The organism is Pseudoalteromonas sp. 1CM17D (genome assembly GCF_023161805.1).
Lineage (GTDB): Bacteria > Pseudomonadota > Gammaproteobacteria > Enterobacterales > Alteromonadaceae > Pseudoalteromonas > Pseudoalteromonas atlantica.
Window position 1 is genome coordinate 687,467 of sequence record NZ_JALNTP010000001.1, and the last position, 14,405, is coordinate 701,871.

Here is a 14,405-nt window from a genome sequence, read left to right on the forward strand (position 1 = left end):
ATTTTTTATTTATTTAAATAATTAATAAAGCATTTACAATGTTTAAACTTTACGCACCAATTGATCAACATTTGCGCAGCTATTTTCTCATTTCGAGCATGTTATGTAGGCTTATTTGCTGATACAATTTAGTTATAAAAACAGAGTCTAATTAAAGGTAAATTTTATGAAGGTTATTTCTTTCAATATCAATGGTCTGCGAGCTCGCTTACACCAGTTACAAGCAATTATAGATAAACACCAGCCAGACATTATTGGTTTGCAAGAAATTAAAGTTCATGATGAGGCGTTCCCTCTCGAGGACGTACAAAAAATGGGTTACCACGTTTATTTTCATGGTCAAAAAGCGCACTACGGTGTGGCAATGTTATGCAAAAATGAGCCTAAATCGGTCTTAAAAGGTTTTGCCAGCGACACTGAAGAAGCACAAAAACGCATGATAAGTGTGACAGTTGAGCAAGAAAATAGCCGCGACCTAACGGTAATGAATGGTTATTTCCCACAAGGCGATAATATAAATCACGAAACAAAATTCCCTTATAAGCGCCAGTTTTACAAAGATTTAATGACCCATTTAGAAACAAACCACACGCCAGATGAAGACGTTATCGTTATGGGCGATATCAATATTTCGCCTACCGATTTAGATATTGGTATTGGTGAAGTAAACGCTAAACGCTGGCTTAAAACAGGTAAGTGCTCGTTTCAACCAGAGGAGCGCGAATGGCTTGCTAAATTATTAAATTGGGGCTTTAAAGATACCTTCAGAGAGCAAAACCCTGAAACAAGCGACAAATACTCGTGGTTTGATTATCGCTCTAAAGGGTTTGTAGATAATCGTGGCCTACGCATTGATGTTGTACTTGCTACCCATGCCCTTGCCGAGCGATGTATTGATACCGGCATAGATTACGAATTACGCGGCATAGAAAAGCCCTCTGACCATGCGCCAATTTGGTCAACCTTTAAATAATTGCTATGTTAACGCTTAAAATGCAAGGGCTACTTTGGGCCTTTGTTTTAATTATTACCTTTATAAGCGTAGAAAAAAACACCTATAAAGCACTTTATAAAACGCCGGCACGGCAAATAGGGGTGCTTGCGTGTGCTTTAGTGTTTGCCATGTTATGGCAAATTAAAGCGGGTATTTTAAGCGGTCTTGATCTACACATTTTAGGTGTAACTGCCGCAACGCTAATTTTAGGGTGGCGCCTTGCTATTTTAAGTAGCCTGCTAGCCAGTGCCCTACTGGCGGCTTTTGCAAACATTGATCTTAACCTTTTGCCCATGCAAATACTGTTTGGTGCATTTATTCCTACATTATTAAGCTACCTTGGCTTTATAATGAGTTATCAGTATTTACCGCGTCACTTTTTTGTTTATATTTTTGTGTGCTCTTTTATATTGGCAGGCTTTATTGCATGTCTAAAAATAAGCTTAGGGGCTTTATTTTATTTGCTTATAGGGCAATATAATTGGCAAGAATTGGCAGATAATTACGTATACCTAAGTGCTATCATTTGGTTTCCTGAGGCAATGCTTAACGGTATGGCCATTACGCTTTTGATCACTTATCGGCCACACTGGGTCAAAACTTTTTATGATAAGGACTACCTAGACTCATGAGTCTGCAATACCAATGCCCTTTATGTAACCACGCCCTTTTAAAACATAGTTCATCACTTCGATGTGACAATAATCACACCTTCGACTTTGCCAAAGAAGGCTATGTAAATTTATTACCGGTGCAACACAAAAACTCAAAGCAACCGGGTGATTCGCTCGAAATGGTACAAGCAAGGCGTGCTTTTTTAGAGCAAGGCTTTTACGCATTTTTACAGCGCGCATTAAGTAATATAATTAGTGAGCGCAAACCAAACGTGCTAATAGATTTAGGCTGCGGCGAAGGATTTTATACTCATGCCATTGCCGATAAAATAGAGGCGCAGGTATACGGCGTCGATATTTCTAAATCAGCCGTAAAATATGCAGCAAAGCGATACCCACAATGTCATTTTAGCGTTGCATCAATTAGCCAGGCGCCTTTTAAGTCAGGCACTGCTGACGTATTACTGAGTGTTTTTGCGCCTTTGTTTGAGCAAGAGCTGGCGCGTTTAGCAGCGCCAAATGCCACATTAGTAGTTGCAAGCCCAGGGCCGTGGCATTTAAAAGAGCTTAAAGAATATATTTATGCAGATGTAGCAAAACACACTGAAATTGACACGCCAAGCGGCTTTATAAAAGCAGATCAAAAGCTCATTACAGAGCAGGTTACGCTTAATTTTTCAGATATTAAAAATTTAATAATGATGACACCATTTGCGTGGAAATTTAGACCTGAACATTGGCAAACTCTTGAAGAAAAAGACGCCCAAAGCGTCACCCTATCGTTTTACATTACCGAGTTTAGTAAAGCCGATTGATGTTTTAATAACGAGTGTTAGTGAGGAAGTTACTGCCTGGCTATATTGAGTAAGCTCATATGCCAGAGGGAGTGTTATAAATAAATGGAGCAAAGCGTGCGCTCTGCTCATACACTTACAGATAAACGCGCTCTAAAATTGCTCTTTAGTAAACGCTTTATCCATTTTATCAAACATGTCTTTTAATAAGTGTGCAAGCTCCATATAACGGGGCTTGTTTTCGCTTATTTGGGCTTGATAGCCATTTGCCACCATTTTGGTATATAACTCGTTGTACCATTTTTGCATGCTCGGTTCTAATGGTGTTTCGGCTCGCTTACCTAACCAAAACAAGCCTTGCAACGGCAACGACAAAAAAAACAATGCACTGGCAATCGCTTGCGGTAAAAAATCGGGGCCTAAATAGTTAAGCTGAAAAAATAACGTTAGCATGGCTAATATTGGCATTACAGTAATTGCCAGCTCGGTTGCCTTAATTACTTTAAATTCGTTAAACAACGGTGCTAACTCTTTACGCATAGGCCATTTTTTTGCATATAACCTACCCGTTTGTAATTGTGACATCACACTTTTTTGCATCATGACTCCTCACATCTAAACTTTTAAACCCGTAGCACCTGCTTGCCACTGCCTGTAAGTGTAACACAAATAAATAGCTTCACACTTTAGCAGTAAAAGTTATTGTTTTTGTATATATAAGCAACTAAACACTAAACTAAATTTATTAACTGGGTTAAAATACTCATCTTATAAATTAGACTTTAGTCGCTTTTTTATCACCTATATGGTGGCTAAGTTTACCTTTAATTTGCACCTTAAGTGTATTGTTCATATCTTAACGTACACTTACTAAATTTATTGTTTATGGAAACTGTATCTATGCCAACTACGCCCTCTAAATCACAACACGTTTTAGTATTAAACTGTGGTAGTTCGAGTTTAAAATTTGCCATTATTGATGCTGATAACGGGCATGAAATTATTTCGGGCTTAGCTGAACGCCTAGGTTCAGAAAATCCATCTATTAAATATAAATACCAAGGTGATAAAACCGTTATCACCTTAGCTGCTAATCAAGCGCATGGTGAAGCCATTAATACGCTTGTGAGCCTAATTAAAGATCACCATTTAGATGAGCATTTAATTGCCGTAGGCCATCGTGTTGTTCACGGTGGTGAGCACTTTACTCAATCTGCATTAGTGGATGAAAAAGTCATTGCGGGTATTTCAGATGCTTCAAGCCTTGCCCCTTTACATGGCCATGCAAACTTACTGGGTATTTCATCAGCGCAGGCTTCGTTTGCTGGTTTGCCACAGGTTGCTGTTTTTGACACTGCATTTCATCAAACCATGGATAAAGTAGCCTACTTATATGCACTCCCTTACAAGCTATACACAGAGCACGGTGTTCGCCGTTACGGTATGCACGGCACAAGCCACTATTATGTAGCAGGCCAAACCGCTAAATTAATTAATAAGCCTGTTGAGCAAAGCAATTTTATTAGTGCGCATTTAGGTAATGGTTGTTCTGTGTGTGCAATTAAAGGCGGTAAAAGTGTAGATACTAGCATGGGCTTAACCCCGCTTGCTGGGTTAGTAATGGGCACCCGCAGTGGTGATATCGACCCTGGTTTATTTAACTTTTTAACAACACAACTTAATTACGATGCAAAACAAATCGACAACTTACTTAATAAAGAAAGTGGTTTGTTAGGTATTAGTGAACTGTCTAACGACTGCAGAACCATAGAAGAAGCCGCTGTAGCTGGCCATGAAAAAGCCGCCCTTGCACTTGACATTTTTTGCTACCGCCTTGCTAAACAAATTGCTGCCTACATGGTGCCATTACAGCAGTTAGATGCGCTTATTTTTACCGGTGGTATAGGCGAAAACTCAGATATTATCCGCGAAAAAGTAATCACACAACTGGCGTTTTTAGGCCTAGATTGCGATAAACAAGCCAACTTAGATGCGCGATTTGGTAATGAAGGCATTATAAGCTCTGACAACGCGACAACCAAGGCGGTTGTAATGCCAACTAATGAAGAATGGGTAATAGCCCTTGATGCCGCTAACATTGTGAAGGAGCTTTAATTATGGCACGTCGTATTATGTTAATACCGGTTTCTACGGGTGTTGGTTTAACATCTGTTTCTGTCGGGTTAGTGCGTGCGCTTGAGCAAAAAACCGTGAAAGTTAACTTTTTCAAGCCAATTGCCCAACCACGTACGGGTGAAACAGGCCCTGAAAAATCAACTCAAATTATTATGCAAGGCTCATCAATTACCCCACCAACTCCCTTTGCATTAAGCTATGCAGAGCAAATGATTGGCGATGGTAAAGGCGATGATTTACTAGAAGAAATAGTAGAGCGCTTTGAAAGTAAAATTAACGATGACGAGGTAGCTATTATTGAAGGTATGGTGCCTACTCGCCGCCAACCTTATGCTGGGCGTGTAAACCGCGAAATAGCCCAAACTCTGGGTGCCGATATTGTATTTGTATTAACCCCTGGTAATTACACCATTACGCAAATTGAAGACCGTTTAGAAATTGCTGCTGGGTATTATGGTGGCATTGATCACCCGCGTGTTTTAGGCTGTATTTTTAACAAAGTGAATGCCCCGCTTGATGAAGAAGGCCGCGCCCGCGCTGATTTGGTCGATTCATACAAAGCAGAAGAGCTTGATAACGAATTAAACCGTTTAGCTTCTTTACCTATTTTTAGAAAAAACCCATTTATGCTGTTAGGCGCCATCCCATGGGACTTTGATTTAGTTGCGCCGCGCGTTAAAGATTTAAGCGCGTATTTAAAAGCCACCATAATTAACGAAGGCGACATGCTACACCGTCGCTTACGCCGTATTACGTTTTGTGCGCGTACTGTATCAAACATTTTGAACCACTTTACACCGGGCGCATTATTAGTCACCCCAGGCGATCGTTCAGATATTTTGGTCGCTGCGTGTTTGTCGGCCATGAACGGCACTAAAATTGGTGCTATTTTACTTACCGGTGGCTTTGAACCAGAGCCGCGTATAATGGCGCTGTGTGAACAAGCAATGCAAACAGGCTTGCCTATTTTAGCCACAGAGGCTGATACTTGGCGTACATCATTACTACTGCATAATTTTAATATGGAAGTACCAAGCGATGATGACCAACGTATTGAAAAAGTAAAAGATCACAACGCAGAATATATCGATTCTGATTGGCTCGATACGCTTGCAAAAAATGTTGGCAAAACACGTAAGCTCTCTCCTCCTGCGTTTCGTTACTTACTTACAGATAAAGCCCGTAAAGCGGCTAAAACAGTGGTGCTTCCTGAAGGAAATGAGCCGCGTACTATTAAAGCCGCGGCTATTTGTGGACAACGTGGTATTGCAAAAACAGTATTACTTGGCGATCGCGATGAAATAATGCGTATTGCCGAGCAACAAGGTATTGAGCTTAACGAACATGTAAGTATTGTTGAACCAAAATCGGTGATTAATGACTATGTTGCACCTATGGTCGAAATTCGTAAAAGCAAAGGCTTAACAGAAGTCGTAGCACAAGAGCAATTACAAGATAATGTTGTACTGGGCACTATGATGCTTGAGCAAGGTAAAGTCGATGGCTTAGTATCTGGCGCTGTTAACACAACAGCTAATACAATTCGCCCACCGCTGCAGCTAATTAAAACCGCACCAGGGTCATCACTTGTATCGTCTGTGTTTTTTATGCTGCTGCCCGACCAAGTACTGGTATATGGCGACTGTGCAATTAACCCTGATCCTAATGCAGAACAATTAGCAGATATCGCTATTCAGTCAGCCGACTCTGCAGCTGCGTTTGGCATAGAGCCACGTGTTGCCATGATAAGCTACAGCACAGGTACTTCTGGCTCTGGCGCCGATGTTGAAAAAGTGCGTGAAGCCACGCAAATTGCTCAACAAAAACGTCCTGATTTAATTATTGATGGGCCATTGCAATACGACGCTGCGATTATGGAAAATGTTGCTCTTAAAAAAGCACCAAATAGCCCAGTAGCCGGTAAAGCTACGGTATTTATTTTCCCAGACCTTAATACCGGTAACACAACCTACAAAGCCGTACAACGTAGTGCCGATTTAATCAGCATAGGGCCTATGCTACAAGGTATGCGAAAGCCCGTTAACGATTTAAGCCGTGGCGCATTAGTCGATGACATAGTGTACACCATTGCACTTACGGCTATTCAAGCAGCTCAAGTTGAAGCGCTCGAAAACGCCTAAATCAAACTAGTGCTTTTTATAGCCTAGCTAATATTTACTTATTAATTAGTTAGTTAGGCTATTTATACCTACCAATTCCCATACTTATCCACAGAAATTGTGGGTAAGTTTTAAATCCTTATTACCCACAGTCACACAGCCTTTATTTTAGTGGCTGTTACACCTTTAATTTAAAGCCAATAATCTATACTATTAACTGACTCTATACGCTGTTTGCAGGTTATTAATGTCAAAACAAACATTACAATTACACAGCACGCTGTTGTCAATTCATAGTTTAGAAGTGGATGCAGACATTCCTGTAGCGCTATTAAAATTACCCCTATTTTTTATTTCTAAAACTCACGATGAGCTTTCTATTGTTTGCCCTAGTCATTTTGCTATTGAGTGTTTAGATACAGAGCCTGATTGGCAAGCACTTGAAGTGGTTGGCCCGTTGGGGTTTTCTTTAACGGGGATTATGGCCAATATATCTGGCGTGCTTGCAAAGGCTAATATTTCTATTTTTTCTATCTCAACCTACGACACAGATTATATTTTGGTAAAAAAACACACTGCGCAGCAAGCCATCACTGCACTTAAAAAAGATGGCTACAATTTAGTAGTAGATCAATAAATGAGAGCAGCCTCTATCGAGTTTTTAGCGCAAAATAAGCTCCCCGCCAGCGCATTAAAAATTACCAGCCCCTTTAGCGGCAAAGTCATTGATTTAAACCAACACCCTGAGCCCTTTTTTAAATTTTCTACCCTTGGGCCAACTATGTTGGTTGCACTAAGTAATCATAAGATTTTAGCGCCCTTTGATGGCACTTTAGTGCAGGTTAAAAATGCAGGATGTGAATTTATTCTCCAAGCAAATAACGGTCTAAAGGTTCTCATTAACTTGTCACTACCGGCGCTGCAGCCTATTACACACACACATATTGCACAGCTAAATGGCAGCAAAATAAGCAAAGGGCAGCGCTTAGCCTACTTTGATTTACGCGAACTTAAATCGCCCTTACTGGCCAGCTTAGTGCTATTAAATGGCCATAACTTAGGCACTTTTCATTATTCACACACGCACGTAAATGCGGGTGTAGACCCCCTTTTAACTATTATTAAGAAGAACTAAACCTATGATCACTCTTTACGGCATTAGTAATTGCGACACCATTAAAAAAGCCAAAAAATACCTCGCCGACAACAACATAGATTTTACCTTTCACGATTACCGAAAAGACGGTGTAAACGAGCAGCTTGTAAGCGAATTTGCTGAGCATATTGACTGGGAACAGTTAGTTAATAAGCGTGGTACAACCTATCGCGCACTCGCTGATGAGCAAAAGCAAAACCTAAGCAAAGACACTGCTATAACATTACTTGTAGAGCAACCAGCTATGATCAAGCGCCCAGTGCTTGTAAATAACAACAGCTACCACTTAGGCTTTAAAGCTGCGCAATACGATGAGATATTTAAATAATGACACATGAAGTAATTGCACTTGCACAAGCGCTTATTCAGCGCGAGTCGGTAACCCCTGAAGATGCGGGTTGCCAATCAATGATGAACGAGCGTTTAAAAGCCCTAGGCTTTAATATTGAGTCGTTATTTTTTACCGATACACTCAACACATGGGCCCGAAAAGGAAACCAGTCGCCACACTTTTGTTTTGCAGGCCATACCGATGTAGTCCCTACAGGACCTGCACAAAACTGGCAGCACCCGCCATTTTCAGGCTTAATTGAAGATGGTTTGCTGCATGGCCGAGGCGCAGCTGATATGAAGGGCTCTCTGGCGGCAATGCTTGTTGCTACTGAGCGCTTTGTGGCTAAAAACCCTGATCACAAAGGCTCTATCTCATTTTTAATTACCTCTGATGAAGAAGGCCCCTTTATCAACGGTACAACCAAAGTAATAGATACGCTTGAAGCACGCGGCGAAAAAATTGATATGTGCTTAGTGGGTGAGCCTTCATCGCGAGATGTGCTCGGTGATGTAGTAAAAAATGGCCGTCGTGGCTCCCTTACTGGCTTTTTAAAAGTAAAAGGTGTGCAAGGCCATGTAGCCTACCCCCACTTAGCACAAAACCCAATTCATTTGGCTGCCCCCGCTATTACTGAACTTAGCCAAACCGTGTGGGACAACGGCAATGAATTTTTCCCTGCAACCAGCTTCCAGGTATCAAATATAAATGGTGGCACGGGGGCCGGGAATGTCATACCAGGCGAGCTTGAGGTGCAATTTAATTTTAGATTTAGTACCGAAGTAACTCATCAGCAACTGCAAGAACGGGTTAATGCTATTTTACAAACGCATGACTTAAACTACGAATTAAGCTGGATAGTAAACGGCTTGCCGTTTATAACCGAGCATGGCCCGTTAGTTGATGCCACCGTAAATGCGATTAAATCTGTCACGGGCTTAACCACTAACCTCGAAACCACCGGGGGTACGTCAGATGGGCGCTTTATAGCGCAAACAGGCGCAAAAGTGATTGAACTAGGCCCGCGCAACGCCACTATTCATAAAGTAGATGAATGTGTAAGCACCGATGATTTAATCGCTTTAGCTGATATTTACGAGCAAATTTTAGAGCAACTGTTAACCTAATGGCACTCGATACCAATACATTAGCAATGTGTATCACTGGACAAAGTGATACACACCTCACTGAGATTCAATCGCATCGGTTACATACTGATATTATTGATGACTTTTTAGCCCTGCAAAATGGCGCTAAAAATGCTGGCTTTGAGTTGACTATTGCCTCAAGTTTTCGCGATTTTAATCGCCAAGCTATGATTTGGAATAACAAGTTTTTAGGTATACGCCCTGTTTTTAATAAACAGCAACAGATAGTGGATTTAAGCAAGCTAAATGAGCTGGAAAAATGCACGGCTATTATGCTCTACTCTGCCTTGCCAGGAGCTAGTCGGCATCATTTAGGAACCGACCTTGATGTGTATGATACCGCTGCAATTAGCGATGACTATAAGCTGCAACTTACCCCTGATGAATACCAACATGGGGGGCCATTTGCGCCACTCAGCCAGTGGCTTGATAAAAATCTAGCTAAATATGGTTTTTATCGCCCCTACAAACTGGATTTAGGCGGCGTAGCACCTGAACTTTGGCATATTAGCCATATTAAGCAATCTCAGCGGTTAGTAAACACATTGAGTGAAGCGATGCTTTACGAATGTATAAGCAACAGCGATTTAGAGGGTAAGTCAGCTATTTTAGATAATTTACCCGCGCTATATAAACGTTTTATAACAAATGTAAGCCCGCCTTAATAGCGGGCTTTTAGTCATTTAAAAAGCCATCAGTACTGATAAAACGTGGCAACTTTTATTGGCATTACCGCGCTGTATGCTTATTTAATATAAACACCAATACCGAGCCAAGTATTAGTGAGCTTGCAATAATAAACTCCACTGTTACCTGCTCAGATAAAAACAACATACCAGCGATAGCAGCCAGTACAGGCACACATAACTGTACGACCGCCGCTTGCGTGCTTTTTAGTAGCGGCATGGCCACATACCAAATACTGTAACCAATGCCTGATGCAATGGCGCCCGAGGCGCACGCTAGTAACACCCCTTGCATACTTACTGTTTTTAAATAGCCTATTGCTACAAGTAATAAAACAGGAATAGCCACTAAGCTTCTAATAAAGTTAAAGGCGGTGGTCCGCAGCGGCGATACACACGCTTTACCGCGTATACTGTAAACGCCCCATGCAACGCCACTTAACGCCATAAGCGATGCCCCTAACAAAGAAGGCACAGCGGCAGAGGGCAACATTAAATACACAAACCCAGCTAACGCGACAAAAAAAGCCCCCCACTGCAATTTACTTAGCTGCTCTTTTTTATATATGCCCCAACCAATCATGGTAAGTTGCACCGCTGAAAATAAAATAAGCGCACCGGTGCCTGTATCTAGCTCTATATAAGCAATAGAAAAACAAAGTGCATATACCAATAAACTAATACTGCTTCGCCAACTTCCGGTATCACTTAAAATAGCGTCATTAAGCGCCCCCTTACGCTTAAGGTTATACGTATATACAGCCATAATTAAGCCTAAACACACGGCACCACTTACGAGCCTGATAATTGTAAAATTCCACGCATCAATATAACCTTGCGCTAACGCCATACGGCAAAGTAAAGAATTTGCCGCAAAGGCTATTAATGCAACGAGGGTGTATAAAGTGGCTTTCAAAATCGCTCCTTAACTAAAACCTTATAATGAGATGCTTTAAATTGGCTTGCTCAGCCAGCTCTGTATTTAAACAGCTGAGCCATTTAGCTGTAAAGCGGCATTGTCGTAATTACTCTAATCTTATTCGCAGCATTATAACTTTATATACTGCTAAATTGCTGTAATTAAGCGTCTATCCTCTGGTATTCACAAGCTATTCATGATGATATGCCTACCTTAAATACACGTAATTTAACTAACTCGCGCTGACCTTAGGGAGAATAATTTTTAAATCCTCACAGGTCTATATGCCCTAAATTAGGCTACGCTTTTTTACACTATTTCACACAAATCCAAAACCAGAGTATGTTAATCTTTAAAACCTAACTATATAGGAGTGCTCAGTGCGCCAAAGTATAATTTTAAGTGTTTGTTTTATATTAAGTGGATGCAGCACCATAGGCTTTAATGATTTATTTAACGACTATGCAAGCCAAATGACGCCTGTAAGAAACGCAATTAAAAATAACAATATTGAACAGGCTCAATCACTTATTGCCAACAATAGTAAGTTACACAGTAGCTATTTACTTAACCAATTAGAGCAAGCCCGTTTAAAAGACCTTGCTAACGAGCAAAGTCTTTCACAGCAACAATTTGAAAATGTATACGCCCAGGTACAAACAAAACGAGAAGCAGCAAAAATTCAATTAAGTGCAGGGCTTGAACAAAGTAACGCCTTATTTACTAACGACTCTGCCATTACCTATGTACCACCGGCATATGAAATGAGCATGCTACATAGCTACAAAGCACTTAATTATGTATACAACAGTGATTTAGAAGGCGCCTTGGTTGAAATACGTCGCGCTAACAAAGTACAAGTCGATGCACTTGCAGATAATAAAACACAAATAAACGACACAATTGAGCAAGCACAACAGCATTACCCAAGTATGAGTAATGTGACACGCGGTATTAAAAATGGTTTTCAAAATGCCTTTACGTTTTATTTGTCTGCGCTGTTGTACCAAAGTGATAAACAATACGATGATGCCTACATTGATTATAAAAAAGCATTAGAGATTCAACCTGACAATCACTACTTACAGCAAGATGTAATGCGATTAGCTAAAAAGCAAGGTTTTAACCAAGATTTAGAAGAGTTTGAGCGCCGCTTTAGCCCATTAAAGCCCCTTCGTGCTAATCACGGTGAAGTGGTTATATTGGTTGAACAAGGCTTAGTGCCTAAACAAGATGAATTTAAATTACGCTTGCCTATTTATACCTCAGGTGGCGATGCGCGTTTTTACAGTTTAGCAATGCCGGTTTATAAAGATAATGCGTTTATAGCTAACATTAATGGCGTAAATATAGGTTCGCAAAATTTAGAGCTCAACCCATTAGTGCATATAGAAGCATTAGCGGCTAAAACATTAGAGCAACAAATACCGGCTCGCGTATCTAGGCAAGTATTACGCTTAGTAGCCAAAGAAAAAGTGCGCGCAGAGCTTGCACGTAGCACAGGTGATGTAGGCAATATCATTGCTAATATTTATAATTTGGCGTCTGAGCAGGCCGATACACGCAGCTGGCTTACTTTACCTAATCAAATAAGCATGGCACGTAGCAGTTTAAATGCAGGGTCGCATACACTTTTAATAGGCAACCATGCGCCTATTAATTTTACCGTTAGTAAGCAAGGGTTAACCTTAATTTACCTAACCTCTATTAATAACTATTTTAACTACCATGTGGTTCAACTCTAGGAGTCATCATGAAATATACTTTGCCATTAGTGGCTGCATTAATGCTTGGGGCATGTGCAAGCCAACCTGATACATCAGGCATTTCGGTTGAGCAAAGCAAAAATACATTTAACGAGCAGTTACATGTTGATAATCCTGCTCTAGGTGAAAAGCTTGCCATTACCGATGTTAAAACACGCCAAACAAACCAGTTAACCGACGTGGTAGTAACACTAAGCAGCCAATATAAAAAGTCGCAATATTTACAGTATCAGTTTAATTGGTACGACAAAGACGGGTTTGTAATTAAAGGAAACCACTCACCTTGGCAAGCCTTAACACTGTTTGGTTTTTCTAAAACACAATTACCCGGCTTAGCGCCAACACCGGATGCGGTTACATTTTCGCTCGCTGTAAGAGAAGTGTCTACCGACGCACAAGAATTTAAAGAATAAGGGTTATAAAGATGATCACTACACAATTTAAAACGTTATCGAGTTATGCAGTTATTGGCCTTAGCGCACTCATTTTAAGCGGTTGTGCCAATAAAGCCGTAGTTAGTTATGGCGACGCGCAAGCAGTAGAAACCACCGATATAAACTTTGGCTCTACCGATTTACAAAAAGTAGCCAGCCAAATGACCGACTCACTACTCAGCTCGCCGGTTATTGGTACAATGACCCAAAACAAACGCCCTGTGGTATTTGTTGAGCGCATTAAAAATAAAACCAGTGAACACATAGACACTGAATCTATTACCGACTCAATCTCTACGCAACTGTTGCGCAGCGGTAAGTTTCGTTTTGTTGACATGACCCGTGTTGAATCAGTACGTGAGCAGCTTAACTTTCAAAACGAAGATGCCCTTGTAAATCCAGCCACCGCAGTTGCCTTTGGTAAACAAATTGGTGCGCAATACATGTTGTACGGCAACTTATCGAGCATTGTAAAATCAAATGCTGATAAATCAGATGTGTATTACAAATTTACAATGCGCTTAATGGATATGCAAAGCGGTCTAGTCGAGTGGGCAGACGAAACTGAAATTCGTAAAACGAAAGAAAAATCGACATTTGGTTGGTAATAGTACCAATTAGCTTAATTAACTTATCTATTTTGAGGCTGGATAAACGCGTTGAGAGTTCGGCAGAAAATACTATTTAGTTTGTTTTTAAATGAGAATTTTTAACTTAGTTAGCGACACGTTTAGCCCCAAAATATTTAAGTATTTTTGCGCATTGGTATACATTTCCACGCAAAGGCAAAATATCGCCTTTGCGTAACACCAACAGGAGACATCTATGAAAGCCTTAACCATAGCAATGTGTGCATTGCTTACACTCAGTGCACCAAGTTTTGCTAACTATGAGCGAAACAAAGCCGTGCCTGTACAACAGGTTTTATTTGGCGATGTAAAATCTGTACGTAAAATTACCGAACAAGAGCTTGTGCAAGACAAAAACAATGGCTGGAAAACCTTTGGCGGCGCCCTACTCGGGGGTGTTGTCGGTAATCAATTTGGTGGTGGGAGCGGTCGTACCGTCGCCACTATTTTAGGCTCAGTCATTGGCGGAAGCGTGGCGCATAATAATCAGCAAAAAAGCTATTATAAGCAAACACACCTAGTAGAGTTATTGATTCAGGTAGAAAACGGCGATCAATACATGGTGGTACAAGACCAAGACCAGTCAATGCGCTTTAGTAAAGGTGATAACGTACGGTTGGTCTATTTAAGTGATAATACCGTAAGAGTTGACCGCGCGTACTAATAAGCCCGTATCAG

16 protein-coding genes are annotated in these 14,405 nt (G+C 40.8%); 14 read left to right on the forward strand and 2 right to left on the reverse strand.

What is annotated here, in order from left to right; all coding sequences use genetic code 11:
- Window positions 1-166: 166 nt before the first annotated feature.
- Genes xthA through MSC25_RS03040 form a run of 3 tightly spaced genes read left to right on the forward strand, consistent with a single transcriptional unit; the run spans window position 167 to window position 2,423 of the window.
- A complete protein-coding gene (gene xthA, locus MSC25_RS03030; protein ID WP_248442537.1) occupies window positions 167-973 on the forward strand; it encodes an exodeoxyribonuclease III in 807 nt (268 codons plus the stop codon).
- Window positions 974-978: 5 nt separating this feature from the next.
- Window positions 979-1,626 carry an energy-coupling factor ABC transporter permease gene (locus tag MSC25_RS03035; RefSeq protein ID WP_248442539.1) on the forward strand — a complete coding sequence of 216 codons (648 nt, stop codon included), beginning with the start codon at window positions 979-981 and terminating at the stop codon, window positions 1,624-1,626.
- Window positions 1,623-2,423 (forward strand): putative RNA methyltransferase, encoded by an 801-nt coding sequence (locus tag MSC25_RS03040; RefSeq protein WP_248442540.1) that lies wholly within the window; start codon window positions 1,623-1,625, stop codon window positions 2,421-2,423. The genes MSC25_RS03035 and MSC25_RS03040 overlap by 4 nt, the downstream gene beginning before the upstream one ends.
- A 132-nt stretch (window positions 2,424-2,555) precedes the next feature.
- On the opposite strand, the gene yfbV is transcribed toward MSC25_RS03040, so the two are convergent.
- Entirely contained in the window at window positions 2,556-3,002 is a 447-nt protein-coding gene (gene yfbV / locus MSC25_RS03045; protein ID WP_054982400.1) for a terminus macrodomain insulation protein YfbV, read from the reverse strand.
- Window positions 3,003-3,302: 300 nt separating this feature from the next.
- On the opposite strand from yfbV, the gene MSC25_RS03050 reads away from it, so the two are divergent.
- The 7 genes from MSC25_RS03050 to MSC25_RS03080 all read left to right on the forward strand — a co-directional run bounded on the left by MSC25_RS03050 (window position 3,303) and on the right by MSC25_RS03080 (window position 9,958).
- A complete protein-coding gene (locus MSC25_RS03050) occupies window positions 3,303-4,517 on the forward strand; it encodes an acetate kinase (protein ID WP_126008737.1) in 1,215 nt (404 codons plus the stop codon).
- Window positions 4,518-4,519: 2 nt separating this feature from the next.
- Complete coding sequence (gene pta / locus MSC25_RS03055) at window positions 4,520-6,679, forward strand: phosphate acetyltransferase (RefSeq protein WP_004587777.1); 2,160 nt, start codon at window positions 4,520-4,522, stop codon at window positions 6,677-6,679.
- Between the two features lie 226 nt (window positions 6,680-6,905).
- On the forward strand, window positions 6,906-7,295 hold the full coding sequence (locus tag MSC25_RS03060; protein WP_029772079.1) for an ACT domain-containing protein: 390 nt from the start codon (window positions 6,906-6,908) through the stop codon (window positions 7,293-7,295).
- Window positions 7,296-7,793, forward strand: coding sequence for a PTS glucose transporter subunit IIA (locus MSC25_RS03065; protein WP_248442542.1), 498 nt, complete (start codon window positions 7,296-7,298; stop codon window positions 7,791-7,793).
- 4 nt (window positions 7,794-7,797) lie between these two features.
- Window positions 7,798-8,142: an ArsC family reductase gene (locus MSC25_RS03070; RefSeq protein WP_096041847.1), complete on the forward strand. Its 345-nt coding sequence runs from the start codon at window positions 7,798-7,800 to the stop codon at window positions 8,140-8,142.
- Window positions 8,142-9,272 carry a succinyl-diaminopimelate desuccinylase gene (gene dapE, locus MSC25_RS03075; protein ID WP_055253265.1) on the forward strand — a complete coding sequence of 377 codons (1,131 nt, stop codon included), beginning with the start codon at window positions 8,142-8,144 and terminating at the stop codon, window positions 9,270-9,272. Before MSC25_RS03070 ends, dapE begins: the two co-directional genes overlap by 1 nt.
- Window positions 9,272-9,958 carry a M15 family metallopeptidase gene (locus MSC25_RS03080; RefSeq protein ID WP_248442544.1) on the forward strand — a complete coding sequence of 229 codons (687 nt, stop codon included), beginning with the start codon at window positions 9,272-9,274 and terminating at the stop codon, window positions 9,956-9,958. The genes dapE and MSC25_RS03080 overlap by 1 nt, the downstream gene beginning before the upstream one ends.
- 64 nt (window positions 9,959-10,022) lie before the next feature.
- Here MSC25_RS03080 and MSC25_RS03085 read toward each other — a convergent pair whose 3' ends face one another.
- Entirely contained in the window at window positions 10,023-10,895 is an 873-nt protein-coding gene (locus tag MSC25_RS03085; protein ID WP_054982394.1) for a DMT family transporter, read from the reverse strand.
- 383 nt (window positions 10,896-11,278) lie between these two features.
- On the opposite strand from MSC25_RS03085, the gene MSC25_RS03090 reads away from it, so the two are divergent.
- The 4 genes from MSC25_RS03090 (at window position 11,279) to MSC25_RS03105 (ending at window position 14,391) form a co-directional block, all read left to right on the forward strand.
- Window positions 11,279-12,643 (forward strand): adenine DNA methylase, encoded by a 1,365-nt coding sequence (locus MSC25_RS03090; protein WP_248442546.1) that lies wholly within the window; start codon window positions 11,279-11,281, stop codon window positions 12,641-12,643.
- An 8-nt stretch (window positions 12,644-12,651) separates the two neighbouring features.
- Entirely contained in the window at window positions 12,652-13,077 is a 426-nt protein-coding gene (locus tag MSC25_RS03095; RefSeq protein ID WP_024032667.1) for a YcfL family protein, read from the forward strand.
- 11 nt (window positions 13,078-13,088) lie between these two features.
- Window positions 13,089-13,706 (forward strand): penicillin-binding protein activator LpoB, encoded by a 618-nt coding sequence (gene lpoB / locus MSC25_RS03100; protein ID WP_024032666.1) that lies wholly within the window; start codon window positions 13,089-13,091, stop codon window positions 13,704-13,706.
- Window positions 13,707-13,923: 217 nt separating this feature from the next.
- On the forward strand, window positions 13,924-14,391 hold the full coding sequence (locus MSC25_RS03105) for a glycine zipper 2TM domain-containing protein (protein WP_004587767.1): 468 nt from the start codon (window positions 13,924-13,926) through the stop codon (window positions 14,389-14,391).
- Window positions 14,392-14,405 lie beyond the last annotated feature (14 nt).